Origin of the sequence: Flagellimonas lutaonensis (genome assembly GCF_000963865.1) — a bacterium.
In the GTDB taxonomy this organism is placed as follows: domain Bacteria; phylum Bacteroidota; class Bacteroidia; order Flavobacteriales; family Flavobacteriaceae; genus Flagellimonas_A; species Flagellimonas_A lutaonensis.
The window spans coordinates 2,709,435-2,723,676 of the sequence record NZ_CP011071.1; the positions used below are offsets into that span (position 1 = coordinate 2,709,435).

Annotated in this window: 15 protein-coding genes; 8 read left to right on the plus strand and 7 right to left on the minus strand. The window is 40.9% G+C overall.

What is annotated here, in order from left to right; genetic code table 11:
- Window positions 1-8: 8 nt before the first annotated feature.
- Complete coding sequence (locus tag VC82_RS12540) at window positions 9-749, minus strand: tyrosine-protein phosphatase (RefSeq protein ID WP_045802674.1); 741 nt, start codon at window positions 747-749, stop codon at window positions 9-11.
- A gap of 230 nt (window positions 750-979) precedes the next feature.
- Here VC82_RS12540 and VC82_RS12545 point away from each other — a divergent pair, with 230 nt between their 5' ends.
- A complete protein-coding gene (locus VC82_RS12545) occupies window positions 980-1,129 on the plus strand; it encodes a transposase (protein WP_084598227.1) in 150 nt (49 codons plus the stop codon).
- A gap of 1,041 nt (window positions 1,130-2,170) precedes the next feature.
- Here VC82_RS12545 and VC82_RS12550 read toward each other — a convergent pair.
- The 6 genes from VC82_RS12550 to VC82_RS12580 form a co-directional block, all read right to left on the minus strand.
- On the minus strand, window positions 2,171-3,109 hold the full coding sequence (locus VC82_RS12550; protein ID WP_045802675.1) for a TerC family protein: 939 nt from the start codon (window positions 3,107-3,109) through the stop codon (window positions 2,171-2,173).
- Between the two features lie 133 nt (window positions 3,110-3,242).
- Window positions 3,243-3,500, minus strand: coding sequence for a hypothetical protein (locus VC82_RS12555; RefSeq protein WP_045802676.1), 258 nt, complete (start codon window positions 3,498-3,500; stop codon window positions 3,243-3,245).
- 21 nt (window positions 3,501-3,521) lie between these two features.
- The gene (locus VC82_RS12560; RefSeq protein WP_045802677.1) at window positions 3,522-3,830 is read right to left on the minus strand and encodes a type II toxin-antitoxin system RelE/ParE family toxin; all 309 of its coding nucleotides are present in this window, start codon (window positions 3,828-3,830) and stop codon (window positions 3,522-3,524) included.
- Window positions 3,830-4,066 (minus strand): type II toxin-antitoxin system ParD family antitoxin, encoded by a 237-nt coding sequence (locus tag VC82_RS12565; RefSeq protein WP_045803436.1) that lies wholly within the window; start codon window positions 4,064-4,066, stop codon window positions 3,830-3,832. The genes VC82_RS12560 and VC82_RS12565 overlap by 1 nt, the downstream gene beginning before the upstream one ends.
- Window positions 4,067-4,813: 747 nt before the next feature.
- Entirely contained in the window at window positions 4,814-5,476 is a 663-nt protein-coding gene (locus VC82_RS12575; protein ID WP_045802679.1) for a DUF6266 family protein, read from the minus strand.
- A gap of 178 nt (window positions 5,477-5,654) precedes the next feature.
- Window positions 5,655-6,281, minus strand: a complete 627-nt coding sequence (locus VC82_RS12580) for a DUF6943 family protein (RefSeq protein WP_218917634.1) — start codon at window positions 6,279-6,281, stop codon at window positions 5,655-5,657.
- Between the two features lie 1,163 nt (window positions 6,282-7,444).
- Here VC82_RS12580 and VC82_RS12590 point away from each other — a divergent pair.
- From VC82_RS12590 to istA, 7 genes are all read left to right on the plus strand, one after another.
- Complete coding sequence (locus VC82_RS12590; protein WP_045802682.1) at window positions 7,445-7,873, plus strand: DUF1330 domain-containing protein; 429 nt, start codon at window positions 7,445-7,447, stop codon at window positions 7,871-7,873.
- 185 nt (window positions 7,874-8,058) lie between these two features.
- Entirely contained in the window at window positions 8,059-9,795 is a 1,737-nt protein-coding gene (locus VC82_RS12595) for a tetratricopeptide repeat protein (protein ID WP_045802683.1), read from the plus strand.
- 62 nt (window positions 9,796-9,857) lie between these two features.
- Window positions 9,858-10,613, plus strand: coding sequence for a sterol desaturase family protein (locus VC82_RS12600; RefSeq protein ID WP_045802684.1), 756 nt, complete (start codon window positions 9,858-9,860; stop codon window positions 10,611-10,613).
- Window positions 10,614-10,648: 35 nt separating this feature from the next.
- Window positions 10,649-11,461 carry an alpha/beta fold hydrolase gene (locus VC82_RS12605; RefSeq protein WP_170218324.1) on the plus strand — a complete coding sequence of 271 codons (813 nt, stop codon included), beginning with the start codon at window positions 10,649-10,651 and terminating at the stop codon, window positions 11,459-11,461.
- 4 nt (window positions 11,462-11,465) lie between these two features.
- Window positions 11,466-11,897, plus strand: coding sequence for an ester cyclase (locus VC82_RS15310; protein WP_052699023.1), 432 nt, complete (start codon window positions 11,466-11,468; stop codon window positions 11,895-11,897).
- A gap of 197 nt (window positions 11,898-12,094) precedes the next feature.
- Window positions 12,095-12,541 carry a GNAT family N-acetyltransferase gene (locus VC82_RS12615; protein WP_052699025.1) on the plus strand — a complete coding sequence of 149 codons (447 nt, stop codon included), beginning with the start codon at window positions 12,095-12,097 and terminating at the stop codon, window positions 12,539-12,541.
- 136 nt (window positions 12,542-12,677) lie between these two features.
- Window positions 12,678-14,222: an IS21 family transposase gene (gene istA, locus VC82_RS12620; protein ID WP_045800687.1), complete on the plus strand. Its 1,545-nt coding sequence runs from the start codon at window positions 12,678-12,680 to the stop codon at window positions 14,220-14,222.
- Window positions 14,223-14,242 lie beyond the last annotated feature (20 nt).

Below are 14,242 nucleotides of genomic sequence, written 5' to 3' on the forward strand. Positions count from 1 at the left end.
AAGGGATATCACAAGAAATTTTCTATGGTACTGGCAATTATAGGCTGGATTTTTTTGAGCGTCCTGCCAGAGATTGTACTGTCTTTTAAAAACTTCAACTGGCTCTTATTGTGAACATCTGACCCTAAAAAATCAATCATACCATTGTTGAGAAGTTTTGTGGCTGTGTTCTTTACATCGTCGCCATAATACCCCGCCAATGATAGAAGATTGGCTTGAAACAGAATATTTTCTTTTTTGAAGGTTTGATATTTCTGGAAATTTCCATACAAGAACGTATATCGCTCTGGATGTGCCAGTATAGGAAAGTATCCAGCTGAAATAACCTTTTTAATGGCCCTGTCAAAATTGATGGACGCTTGAAGAAAAGACATCTCGACCAAGAGATGAAACTTCTTTAAAGGAATCGTATGTCCGTTTTCGAGGATTTCTTCAAAATTATCATCAATCATGTGTTCAGCGGCATAATCAATTGACACATCGGTGATTCCCTCTTCCGCCATCTTCTTTTTTAGGGTAACAAAGGCTTCTTTTATAGTCTCTGGCGTATTATCATAATAGTTGTGCATAATGTGTGGGGTGCAAATGAAGTTGCTCACCCCAAATTCATGGAAACCATTGATAAGCTCGACTGAATCTTCAACACTTTTGGCTCCGTCATCAATACCCGGTAAAATATGGTTATGGATGTCGATGAACCCTTCTAGACAATCAACCAAATAATGTTTTTTCTGAAAAAAACTGAACATCGATTTTATGGTTTTGGCAAAAGTAGGGCTTATGATGTTAAAGAAAAATGAAAAAGAACTACTTTCCCCCGGTGCAATATTTTACAATCCCCATAAACAGTAGAGTAGGGGCGTTCGGGGTGGAAAATAGGTGAAAACCTTTGTTTTCTTTTAGTAGTATTTTTGTAGCCGTCCCTAAAAATTGGACAGTTTAAAATTCAGATTTTATAACCTTAAATTTTAACTGTCACATGAAAAAAAGCAAGTTTGCCGAGAGCCAGATCATCAAGGCACTGAAAGAGAACGAACAGGGCCGCAAGGTGGGTGATATATCCCGTGAGATGGGCATTGACACCAGCACTTTTTATTATTGGAGGAAGATTTTGAAATCGTTGAACTAGATGGTTGTGAGTATATTGTTTACACCCACTCAGAAACAGCAAACAGAGTTTATGGCTTGATGGCTCACAAAGGTAATTGCAAGAACCCGATTCATGTATATCAATCATCGAAGTTTGTTACAGGTACAGCGGTTGATTCGATTAGCATCAATGAATAAAAACCATCTTTAGTTAACACGTAAGAAATACAGTGAAAATAAAACCAAGATGGTGAATAATTCAAGCCTGTCCAGTGACATCAAAAATGATAAAAAACCATTGGCCAAAAACCAGTATTTTGGCGAAGGTGTTGATTGGACCCACTTCTTTGATGGAGGAACCAACATTATTCGGGGACAAGCAACTTAACCTATGGCGGTCAAAACGGCTAGTTGATATCATTCAGCACAACCATCAGTATCAAGGACTCAATACCGAACAAATAAGGAAGTGTGCGGAAAAAGGGAAATAGAGACCCTCCCAGGGCATGAATCATGTAGCCTTTTTGGTTGCCGAGTTTCCCTTTTTCATCAAATCTGTACCACAATGATAACATGCCTGTTAAAATGGTGATATCTGAGCGGTCTGCATCGGGTCAACATTGCCACTTTCATAATAGAAAAAAGGCACAACGGTTAGCATAAAGCAGTCAATTACAATAAGCAAAGCACCCGAGACATTCGAAACAATACCGATATTTAACAATTTGGGCCTTGCATCTATTTGAATACTTTTTCCACGGAATTGATTGAATCAAAGTGGGCATAGACGATTACCCAGTCACGAACCTGAATAGAAAGTTCCCATTTTACCCCTCCAAGAGGGCGACGGCTTTTATCCCTACTTTTCAGATATAGCGGAATATATCGTTGGCAACGATTAGTTTTAATAATAATCATGTCAACCCCTATATTCTAGAAAATGTAAGTATACCCTCAATAGTTTACTAGCTCGATGGTTTTGTAAACCCCAGTTTCCCTTGCCAAACGACAACAGATGGTGTTGATTTCAAAGTCGTCTGCCAGGGAGATAAAAGCTATTTTGCCATTCATTGAATCGGAATTAATTCCCGGGTCCTTTCTTCATTGATAAAAGTATTCCAATCAACAGTGACAAAGCAATGAACCCAAGTGAAAGCCATTCCGGGAATTTGTAATGATGTGCCAGAATCAATTTTATACCTACAAAGCTTAATATGGCAACCAGACTATATTTTAAATAATTAAAGCGGTCTAACATATTTGCCAAGAAAAAATACATGGAGCGCAATCCCAAAATGGCAAAAATGTTTGAACTGAAAACCAAAAATGGGTCGGATGTAATGGCCAAAATGGCGGGCACACTGTCCAATGCGAATAGAATATCTGTAAATTCTATAACCACCAAAGCAATGAACAAAGGGGTTGCAGCAGTAATATGGCGCAGTTTCACAAAGAATTTTTGTCCTTGCATATGGCTGGTAATTGGCATGACCTTCCTCAATTTTCCATATATAAAAGACTTTTTGGGGTTAAACTTTTTTTCCTTCGAAAACAGCATCCTATATGCCGTAAAAAGCAAGAAAGTTCCAAAAATATAAGTGGTAAAACTGAATTTCTTGATCAAAACAACACCAAAAAATATCATCAAAGCTCTAAAAACTATGGCACCCAAAATTCCCCAAAACAATACCCTATGTTGATATTTCTGTGGGATATGGAACGAGCTAAAAATAACGGCAATCACAAAAATATTGTCGATACTTAAGGAAAGCTCAATCAAATACCCCGTAATGTACTTAATTGTTGCATCTGTTGGGGTCAAGGCATCAACATTATCTATTTCTCCTGTACTATAGAGCCAATATATGACACCCGAAAACAAAAAAGACAAACAGACCCAAATACTGGTCCAAATCGAAGCTTCTTTTACACTAATGGCATGGGGATTCTTATTAAAAACGCCCAAATCCAAAGCCAAAAAAACAAGTATTCCTAAGAGGAAAAGAGACCAAACAATCATTGACAAAAATTCGATAGCTTATTTAGTGTTAAAAGTAATAACCTTTTCTAAAACAAATTGCAAGTATTCAAACAAATTTGAATTTGCCCTGCCCAAGGCTCAAGTGAGAAGTCAGCAGACTAAAATATTTTCTTTAGCGAATTGTTGTCTGGGCAAAGAGATATTCCGTTGTTGTTTTGCTTTCTTTTGGTAGTGTTTTGTTTTCCATAGAGCTATTTATTTTAATCTTCATTGGATAGTGGATGCTCTCGTATTGTTCAATAATATCCGAAATTTCAAGAAATTCCAATGTTAATGGATCATCGGTCGGAGTATTGTCATCGACCAAATTGATTAATTCTTCCAATCGATGGGTCGCAGCCAGGTATTGTTTTTGAGAGATTTTTTTCACCTCGAATAATTATTACTTCAGTTATTTGATAAATTTAGGAATATCCCTTCTACCATGTAGCACTCTTGCAATCAGGATATGATTTTCATGTATCTCATAAAATACAATATGCTCATTTTCAATAATGCTGTAAATACCTTTTTTTATTTCATTTCGCTCTCTTCCAAGATTGGGGTTTTGGACCAACTGTTCGAACAAGTTGTCCAAATCAGATAAATATTTGACTGCTTGATTAAATCCATATTCACCTTCTGTATAATCAAAGATTTCATCTAAATCTGAATCGGCATCTTTGGTTAACAAGAAGGATTTAAGTTTGCGGGAATTCATCAAGCGGTTTTCCTAGATTTGCGTTTAGTATCGATAATATCCTTTACCGACCTTTTGCTAATGCCACTATTTAAACCTTTTTCAATCTCAGCCCTTAAGTCCGCAATGACCTTTTCACGATAAATCTCGTGTAATCGTAGGGCATCCCGAATTACTTCGCTATTGTTCTGGTATTCACCAGAAGCTACTTGCTTGGCGATGTACTCTTCCTGTTTTTTAGTGAAACTAATGTTCATTTTTTTGAGCTTTAATAACATAAAGGTACTTATTTTAATGATATTTAGCAAATATAGACATATAGAACCGTCATTTTTGAGACTGTCCCAAATCTTACAAAAACTTTGCGCGCAGTTCCTGTGGAATTTCTTCCGCGTTCGGGAAGATGAGCGGGAAGCCCCGCTTTATCTTATACTTCCCCTGGATATATTCCGCTTTTCGAATAGCAAGAATATTTTCGGCTAGTTCCCAGGTTTCTTCATCCTTTCGTTTTTCATCATTGGATTCGGGATTCTCAGAAACGTAAAGTTTTAGATATTCAAATTTCGGCGATGCTTTTTCACCCCGTCTTTGTCAATGGAATACCCATTGTAGAATTCAATAAACAAACTCAACTTGTTGCTTTTTAGCCGCTTACTTTTTAATGTGATTTTCATGAGATTCGAATTTCGAGGTGTAATAAAAGTATGAAAATAGGCTATTAAAAGAAACGAAGAAAAGAAATATTTTTCAACAACTTATTGATAATCAACTAAATGAAAACAAATGAATCTAAATGAAATTTTAAAATCAACTTACTTATTTCCCGATACAAAATCTAATGTACCACTGACTATCAGTTAGTTAGCTGTCAATAGGTACAAATTAGCAACAAAAAGTGTTGATTTATAGCTAATTAAGGGCTAAAGAAAGGAAAAATGAAAGGTGTGGGCATAAAAAAACCGCTCTACAAAGAAAGCGGTTTTTAAGGAAAACGTCAATCCTTCTTATGTCTCCTGAATAGGTTCAGAAGTGATTGTCACAGAGCCGATATATACACTATTTGCAACTTTAGAGCCATCTTCGGAGATAAACCCTAAGAAGACTTCAACATCTTCACCGGTGTACTCAGAAGGCACGGAAATGGTCTCAGTTCCGGCTGATCTTGCTGGTCCAGCTGTGGTGAATACTGCTTCTTGGCGAGTGGTGTTCAATAGAACAATCAGTGCTTTATCTGTTGCCTGTGCGCTACCACTTCCTGAATTGTCGTCCCAGGTGATTTGAACATCTCCAGCACTTGGAGAAGAAGCTGCTCCGTTGGCTGCACCTGTGAGGTTTCCACGGGTAACCAATGCACTTGCATAGTCAACCATGAAGTTTGGATAAGCTCCCGTGATTGCGTTGTTCAGGTTGTATGACATGGCCGCATTGAACTGCGTCATCTTGTTAGCATACAACTTGAAGCCTACTCTCAGGAAGTCAGTTATTGGTTGCAAAAACCTTAGAACTGTAGAGAATTTGGAACGTTGGTCAACCTGACCTTCTGTTCTCGGGTTGGTTACATTGGCAGGCTTGATTCTCATGTAGTCAATCCCTTTCCAAGTTCCACCTACGACATTTCCGACCTTGCCGGAGAAGCCGCCTAATACACCTTGTGAAATTTTTCCCATTGCTTTTTAAATTTTACGGGGTTAAACAAATGCTTGGACTTGGCACGGACTAAACACGGCTTCATCCTATCGCATCTAAAATACTCCAAGAAGTATGCAAGGTTGTTGGCTTGGGTGCTGTTGCATTAGAACGCTTCTTTTTGCTTATCAATTAGTTACAAGTTGGCAGGGTAGGTATTTATCCTGCACCTGTGTCACGAAGTAGCTGGCAGAAAATTGACCTTCTTGCTGCATCTACCATCTTTAATGAGACCTTGATTTTTTCTTCATGGATTTCTAAAAGTCTGAGTGCGTTGATTGCCTTTTCAAATGCCTGGGCTTTAGTCTTTGCTTTTGCTTCTGACTCTGTTAGGTGCTTTCTTAGCTCGTGAATAGATATGAAAGGTATTACAGATCCACGGAGAAAGAACTGAAAGGATTTGGAATGCCACAATCCGAAGCAAAGCCAGTACATAAATTCTCTGTCTCCTTCATTTTCAGTCAAGCAAACAAAGCAATTCGGGCAAGGTGCATTCAGCGGTTTCCCACTATTCAATCCTTTATTCAGGATATAGAAATGGGGTTTGGTGTAGGTGGTTTCTGGTCTGTGTGTTATCAAGCGAAACGATTTCATATAGCAAGCCATTAGAATTATGCTCGCTGCGCTTCGCACAGACATTTTCAAAAGAGAAAAGAAAAAAGGGAAAAAAAGAAAAGAGAAAGCTCTTGAAAAGGCGGGTGTGGCAGGGTTGACAAGGTTTTTGAGAAAAATACTACCCGTAGGGTGGAGATTTTTTTCAAAACCCGAAGGGCTTGACCTTGACATCCCGGTTGTGCGGTTGGCTTGTGCGAACCCGCCTAACTTTGCTTGTCTCTTTTTTTTGAATGGTCTGGATTTTTAACTGCCTTTTAAAAGGACTTTAAATCAATTCTGAATCAATCATCAACTGTGGAGGAACGTGAATTTTGGTCGTGGGGTGAACGCAGGTAAACTAAGGCGTAGCCATTCATGCGAGCCGCCTGCGAGCGGAGCAAGGGTGGTGGCTGCAAAAGCCTGAAGAATGAAGGCGGCAGACGCCTACCGTTTACGGCAGGGCTGGCGTGATTTTTTGCTTTAGGGTCGGGAAAGGCAAGGGTAGCGATTGAACGGAACGAAACGATTGTTGGGGTGAAATGAAGCAATTAATGGCTGTTGTTGGTGTAGGAGTATTTGACATCTTAAATCACCTATCAAATACCAATTGAAGGTCAAACAGCCATATTGCTGAATGGAACTGTGTTGGCTCGTGTAGTGAAGTGAAAGAGCTACTCTTGTGTGGGGTGCTGAAAGTGGCTGAATGCAAGGAAAGAGGAACGAGAGACTGAAATGAAGCGACTGCAGGCACTGGATTAACTGCAAAAAGCATGACAGCCCGATCAGCCCGCAGCGACCCGCAGGCGAGCAAAAACAATAAGCAGCGGCAGACCTCCAATTATAAATTTGGTGAGTGTAGCGAACACCATAGAAGGGGTTTGGGGGTATGAAATAGCTGCGAGTGAGGAGGAAGAGAGTGTGTGAAGCAAAGCAAGTGAACGGCAGTGAGTGAGCACCTACTGGAGCGCAAACGAGCTGGTAAGTGAACGATATATGCAAGGGCGACCGTAGGGAGTTTATTGCACCCTTGCAGATATGTTTTTGCGGAACAAAACGGAACGACTGACGAACACCGCTTTACCTGCGTTGGGGTGTGCGTTGGGAAAAGCAAGTGTGGCACGGTATGGAATGCAGCCTTGCGGAATGGAATAACGGGCTACTCTTGCTGTGCGGTGCAGGAAGTGGGTGAATGAAGAGAGTGAGGCACGAACGAACGTAATGAGCCTACTGGAAGCACATGGGTGAGGGAGGGGAATAAATTAGGCTTAGTAAGTGTTTATAAGTATTTGGAATACCACATGTTCAAATTATCGATGATTTTTTATTATACTAAATGAAATAAACAAGGTGTTGTTATGAAAGAATATTTAGAAGCTACTCGGGATTCTGGTAAACAGTTTTATCAAAGCTTTAATGGGAAAGGAGAAATTGTAATGCTTAATTTACTCAAATTTAAGGAGAAAGCTGATTATAAAACCCTAGCACACTTAAGACCCGGACAAGAGATAAGTGGAGAGGAAGCATATCAATTATATCTTGATAGTACTTTGCCACAACTTCAAGAGGCAGGAAGCGAGATTCTTTATTTCGGCAAAGGGAGAGACTTTTTAATTGGACCTGAAACCGAAAAATGGGATGCTATTTTATTGGTTAAACATGAATCAGTAAAAACGTTTATGGAATTTGCACAAAGTGAGGGTTATTTAAAAAGTGCTGGTCATCGAACTGCTGCGCTTGAAGACTCTCGCCTTTTGCCAACAACTGAAATTAAAGAATACTTATAGAAAGAAGACTTCAAGCCGGATTATTAAGGAGTAAGGACTATGTGAAATAGTATTGGTTCATAAGTAGGGTGTATGAAGCTCACAGGCTGGAGAGAAAAATAGGATCAGTAGTGAAGCATCGGCATTGATGGAAAGGAGATTAAACCGTTTCTTTGCAGTAAAAAAAAAGAAAACACCTTTTGATCATGGAATCAGAAAATATTACCATTGTCGTACAGCCAATTGAGGGTCATGGTGCAAATGATTCGCTGCCAATATTCTGCAAAGCCCTTACGGCTGATTTAATTACTGAGTTAGCTCAGTTTAAGCAATTCCTTATTAAAAGTAGATCAGCTGACATACTGACTAGTTTACAAAGAGAAGGTGATTACTTGGTGCAGGGCTCGATAACTCAATTGGGCAATGAAGTTAACCTTAATATACACCTGACCAGGCTTAGGGATGATTCTATTGTTTGGGCATACCGAAACGGTGGCAATATTACCTCTATTCAGCAGGTACAGCAGCAAATGATAGGTAATCTGGTCGCGTCTCTTCAGCAGCAGCTTGACTTGGATTTGCTCAATCAAATTAGGAAACGAAATGTTACAGATTTCAAAGCCTATGAGTATTGGCTATATGGATTTGAAGCTTTGAAGAAAGGTTCTGTAACAGCTGATGAGGAAGCTAGAGTTTATTTTACCAAAGCGCTGCAAATAGATCCCAATTATTCATTGGCATATTCTGGAATGTCCTTATCATATTTCAATGAGTGGAGTTGTCAGGTGTGGGATCGGTGGGAGCTGAACCAAAATGGTGCTAAGGAGTGGGCCATGAAAGCCCTTGAGCTGGATCCTGATAATTATATCGCAAATATGATCCTTGGCAGGGTACTCTTATTTGAGCATTGTTTTCAAGAAAGTGAGATATATCTAAGAAAGGGGCTAAGGTTCAATAGAAGTGATCCGTTTAATCTTATCCAGATAGCTGGTGCCTTTATTTATCTTAATTATTTGGAAGAAGCAGAGGATTTGTATAAAAAGGCTTTGTTACTGAACCCGGAGCATGAGGAAAAGTATCATCCAATTGGGGCATATATCTATTTTGAACAAAGGGATTTTGAGAAGAGTATTAAAACAGGTGAGCGATTTGTAAAAATGGGTTGGGTGGATTATCCGGTGATTATGGCAGCTTCCTATTTTTATGAGGGAAACCTGAATCAATCAAATCATTATTGGAAACAATACCTATGCAATTTTTCAGAACGCATTAGCAGGGATAGAGTAAACCTTGAAAGCGAAGCTTTGCAATGGATGATCAACCTAAATCCTTACCGATATAAGTCTGCTTTTCAACCTTTTTGGGATTACATATGCAATAAAACGGGAATAGTTATAATTAAACCTGAAGAGGATTTAAATATATCTAACTCCTTCCAAAAAGAAGAACACACCTGGAAATTGGCATACCTAGGGAAGGAGGCTCATTTACCTCATAGCAAAGGAATGCTAGATATTGCTTATTTACTGAAAAATGCAGGGGAGGCAATCAAAGCTGAAGTACTCCTTGGTGGACAAGTGCGTCAGACTACTGTAGAACTGACAGACAAGGAAGCACTTCTAAATATTAAAAGTCGACTTGAAGAAATCGAAGCATTGCTTGCAGATGCCCGGGATGAGGATATGAATGAGACTGAAAGTTTGAAAAGGGAATACGATCAGCTTACTGAATATATTAGCTCTGTTTTAGATAATAAAGGCCGGATCAGGGTTAAAGGCTCGACCTCCGACAAGGCCAGGTCAGCCGTTACCCAGAGAATAAGAAGTGCCCTAAGGAAAATTGAGCAGGTACATCCGGAGCTTTACCAACACTTAAGCTCCACGATAAAGACAGGAAATTATTGCAGTTATCAGCCGGAGAAAAAAATCGACTGGGATCTTTAGTTGTCTTACACTGTAAGATACAATCTTACGCATAGCAGGGTAAAGGTAAAAGACTCTGATTTATGCAAAATTCATTTGAAATTCTAATTGACCCACTGGCTATTTTGCTTTATATGTATGTGGGTTTGTGGGTTTGGGAGAGTGTTGCCCCGGCCAAGCCGCTCCCAAAAATGAAGTATTGGAAACTGAGGGGCATTATATTTTTCTTCTTCAATTTCACTCTGGCTTCCATACTGCCGCTAGTGGTAGATAATCATCTGGCCAACTATCAGTTGCTAGATTTATCTGCTTTTAATCCTGTCCTGGGAGCAATAGTTGGGGTAACTATTTATCAGGGCATACTTTATTTCTGGCATAGGGCTATACACAGGTATAACGTCTTATGGAGGTTTTTTCATCAGATGCATCACAGTCCTGAGCGGCTCGATATACCTAGTGCATTTTATACAGGTCCCTGGGATACCATCATGTTTACTCTGATTGGAAGTGTGAGTTTTGTGTTAATTCTTGGTTTATCATCTAAGGCGGCAACTATTGGTGTTTTGTTCCTTACTTTTCTGAGTCTATTTCAGCATGCTAACATCAAGACACCTGTTTGGTTGGGATACTTTATTCAACGACCTGAATCTCACAGTCTGCATCATGGGAGGGGCATTCACCGCTATAATTATTCTGATTTTCCTATATACGACATGGTCTTCGGCACCTTCAAAAACCCTGAAAAACATGTAGAGGAAACCGGTTTTTATGATGGGGCATCATCCAGGGTGTTGGATATGCTGGTAATGAAGGATGTTTCAAATCCCAAGGAATTGTAGACATGGGAAGGTTTAAAGTATTAATAGCGATGATTATGACCATACTGGCGAACACAACTATTTTGGCTCAACAAAGCGAGCATCAAAAAGTTAAAGGCGAAAATTTTGTCACCGTTGACGGGGTGAAATTGCACTACCGGAAAGGAGGGCAAGGGCCTTATCTGTTGCTATTTCATGGCTTTACCTTATCAAGCCATCAGTGGTCGGAGTACTTTAGTGAGTTGAGTGAAAACTATACTGTGATTGCATTTGATTTTCCCGGACATGGTCAATCAGAAAGAACAGGTAAGGAATTTAGTTTTGACCACTGGACTAAACTGATGATCAAAGCTATTGATAAACTGGGGGTTAATAGGGCAAAAGCGATTGGTCATAGCTACGGAGCAATTACACTTATGTCTATTGCCATGCAACAACCGAAACTTATTGAGTCGATGGTGCTGATCAGTGGTGCGCACCGGCTTGATCCGGCCATGCAGGAGATACTGCTGGAAGATTCTTTTGAGAAGGCAGATGCGGATTTTCAGGAGTACTATCGCAAAATCCACAACAATGACATGCAGCAAATCGATGGAATATTTTCAGATATTCGGAAATTTGTAAGAACCAGAGAAGTTTTTTCCGTAGATGAAATCAGAGAAATTCAAATTCCGATACTATTGATTTTCGGAGATCGTGACACTTTCTACCCTATGGAAATTCCAATCGAAATGTACAACGCCCTGCCCAATGCGAGCTTGTGGGTCCTGCCGGATCAGGGACATACACCGGTTTGGAAAACCATGGGAGCTGATGACATGATCGTTGGAGTGTTCTCAAAGAGAGTTCACAGGTTTCTAAGCAAATGATACAATGGTTGTTGCGAAAAAGTTAATCGTAGAGCAGTTCATCAGGGCTACCAATGAGCAAGATTGGGAAAGAGCAAAGTCATTGCTCCATGAAAATGTCCAAAGACATTCAAGTACTCATGGAATGGAACCGGTATCGAATAGTGAGGAACTCATTGAGTTTCATAAGCAGGAAGTACTGGCTTTTCCCGATTTAAAAGAAACGGTGCTTTTTATGGTAGAAGAAGGAGATAAGGTGGCCGCACGTATTCACTTTCGGGGGACTCAACTTGGTCACCTTGGAGATTTTCGACCTTCAGGAAAGGTGCTGGATGCCTGTTTTCATTGTTTCTTTAAGGTTATTGATGAGAAGATTGCGGAAATATGGGTGGAGTATGATCAGCTAAATGGGTTGATTCAGTTGGGGCACTATTCACTACCTCCTAACAAAAACTAGGGCCTTGTTAGCCATGCAAAACTATATAGATTTTGCACGAAAAAACGGAGTAGGACTTAATGGCACAGGAAGCTGTCAGGTTTGTGGTAGGATCACTCAGCGAGGTGTTAACGAATGAGCCAGTGAAGTCTATCAGATTTGGAATAGGTATCATTCTATAGTGGATGCAATAACAAGTAGCTTTTTAATTCAGTAAGATGAGCAGTAAGAGAAAAATAAATCATTCCTTTCCAACCATCGTTACCGATCGGTTTGTAATGAGAGAAATAGTATCCGATGATCAGCCATTCATTTATCAGGGATTATCGCACCCTGAGGTGATCCGGTACTATGGAATAAGTTTTGAGGATCTGGAAGCTACTAAGGAACAAATGGATTGGTTTGAAAGGCTGAAAAAGGAAGAAACAGGTATCTGGTGGGCGATTTGTTCAAAAACGGATCACTCCTTTTTAGGAGCTGGAGGTCTCAATGATATCGACCATACACATCGTAAGGCAGAGGTTGGGTTTTGGTTGTTACCACAACATTGGGGTAAGGGTATTATGAGGGAAACCATGCCTGAAATATTGAAATATGGTTTTGGGCGATTAAACCTTCATAGAATAGAAGGATTTGTGGAGCATGAGTGGAAACGCCGGACATAGTATACCACCCTCGCCGGGTTAAAGTGACCATAGCTGGCCGGACGAAACTGACCCCCCCGCGCCGGGCCAAAGTGTACCACCTTTAGATTAGATCTATCTCTAAATGGCGAAGTGCTTTTTTTGCTAAAAAAGCACCATGGCGAACAAGCAGATAGATATGCGAAAAATAAAACTGATTTATAAGCTCTACACCTCTGGTGTAAGCAAGCGACGGATAAGCCAGCAATTGGGCATATCCCGCGTTACCATTAGAAAGTACATCGAATTCTTCAAGCGGTACCGTTTCACGGGGTACGAAGTGGAGAAGATGACCCTGGAGGAACTCCACAATCTTTTTAAGGACGGGCAAAGGCCGAAGAGCCAACGCCTGCTGACCCTAAGGCAGTACTTTCCCCACTTTGACAAGGAACTCCGCAAGACGGGCGTTACGCGACGATTGCTGTGGGAGGAATATTATGCGAAGCACCCCGATGGGTTCAGGCTCTCACAGTTCAAGTATTGGTACGCCGAATGGCGCAAGGAGACCTCGCCCGTGATGCACATGGAGCATAAGGCCGGCGACAAGCTCTTTATCGACTTCACGGGAAAGAAACTCCATATCGTCGACAGGGACACCGGCGAACTTCAGGAACTGGAAGTGTTCGTGTGCATACTGGGCAGCAGCCAGTATACCTATGTGGAGGCCTGCGCAAGCCAAAAACTGGAAGATTTTATACGTTGTACCGAGAACGCCCTATGGTTCTATGGCGGCGTGCCAAAGGCCTTGGTGCCCGATAACCTCAAATCGGCCGTGACAAAGAGCAGTCGTTACGAACCTAGTTTGAACAAGGTATTCGCGGACTTTGCCGAACATTACGAAACAGCCGTACTGCCCACACGTACCTACAGGCCAAGGGACAAGGCCATAGTGGAGAACGCCGTGAAGATAATCTACACTAGGGTGTTCGCCCCTTTACGGAACCGGACCTTCCATAACATCACAGATATCAACAAAGCGATATGGGAGCTGTTAGAGAAGCACAATGGAATGTCATTTAGGGGGAGGGAATACTCCCGTTGTTCATTGTTCCTTGAGATAGAGAGGCAAGAACTGATGCCCTTGCCCGAAAAACGCTATGAGATAAAAAGGTATGCCCGAGGTACCGTGCACAAGAACAGCCATATCTATTTTGGGAAGGACAAGCACTATTACAGTGTTCCCTATCGCCATATCGGCAAACAGGTCAAGCTGGTCTATACCGACAGCATCGTCGAGATTTACCATAAACACGAAAGGTTCGCGGTACATAAAAGGAACAAAAAGAAATATGGCTATACCACCCTGGCCGACCATATGCCATCGCACCACCGCTTTGTGAGCGAATGGAGCAGTGAGAGGTTCATTGGTTGGGCAGGCAATATCGGCGAACACTGCAAAGGGTACATCATCGCCATATTGGAAAAGAAACAGCACCCGGAACAATCCTATAAATCCTGTCTTGGCATATTGCACCTTGCCAAAAAGTATGGAAGGGAACGTCTTGAGAACGCCTGCAAACGTGCCTCGGAATATGGAGCGTACAATTACAATATGGTCGAGCGCATCTTAAAGAAGGGATGGGACCAAATTGATGAAGGTATCGACGGGGATCTGGAAATGCCCGAGCACAAGAACATAAGGGGCGGAAAATACTATGAATAAAAACAACACTTAAAAACAGA

What these genes read in the sequence shown, in the direction of transcription:
- VC82_RS15310 (WP_052699023.1), top strand. Translation starts at nt 11,466, where the DNA reads ATGGTTGTTGCGAAAAAGTTAATCGTAGAGCAGTTCATCAGGGCTACC.
- VC82_RS12545 (WP_084598227.1), top strand. Translation starts at nt 980, where the DNA reads ATGAAAAAAAGCAAGTTTGCCGAGAGCCAGATCATCAAGGCACTGAAA.
- VC82_RS12615 (WP_052699025.1), top strand. Translation starts at nt 12,095, where the DNA reads ATGAGCAGTAAGAGAAAAATAAATCATTCCTTTCCAACCATCGTTACC.
- VC82_RS12580 (WP_218917634.1), bottom strand. Translation starts at nt 6,281, where the DNA reads ATGTCAAGGTCAAGCCCTTCGGGTTTTGAAAAAAATCTCCACCCTACG.
- VC82_RS12595 (WP_045802683.1), top strand. Translation starts at nt 8,059, where the DNA reads ATGGAATCAGAAAATATTACCATTGTCGTACAGCCAATTGAGGGTCAT.
- VC82_RS12560 (WP_045802677.1), bottom strand. Translation starts at nt 3,830, where the DNA reads ATGAATTCCCGCAAACTTAAATCCTTCTTGTTAACCAAAGATGCCGAT.
- VC82_RS12550 (WP_045802675.1), bottom strand. Translation starts at nt 3,109, where the DNA reads ATGATTGTTTGGTCTCTTTTCCTCTTAGGAATACTTGTTTTTTTGGCT.
- VC82_RS12575 (WP_045802679.1), bottom strand. Translation starts at nt 5,476, where the DNA reads ATGGGAAAAATTTCACAAGGTGTATTAGGCGGCTTCTCCGGCAAGGTC.
- VC82_RS12600 (WP_045802684.1), top strand. Translation starts at nt 9,858, where the DNA reads ATGCAAAATTCATTTGAAATTCTAATTGACCCACTGGCTATTTTGCTT.
- VC82_RS12590 (WP_045802682.1), top strand. Translation starts at nt 7,445, where the DNA reads ATGAAAGAATATTTAGAAGCTACTCGGGATTCTGGTAAACAGTTTTAT.
- VC82_RS12565 (WP_045803436.1), bottom strand. Translation starts at nt 4,066, where the DNA reads ATGAACATTAGTTTCACTAAAAAACAGGAAGAGTACATCGCCAAGCAA.
- istA (WP_045800687.1), top strand. Translation starts at nt 12,678, where the DNA reads ATGGCGAACAAGCAGATAGATATGCGAAAAATAAAACTGATTTATAAG.
- VC82_RS12540 (WP_045802674.1), bottom strand. Translation starts at nt 749, where the DNA reads ATGTTCAGTTTTTTTCAGAAAAAACATTATTTGGTTGATTGTCTAGAA.
- VC82_RS12605 (WP_170218324.1), top strand. Translation starts at nt 10,649, where the DNA reads ATGACCATACTGGCGAACACAACTATTTTGGCTCAACAAAGCGAGCAT.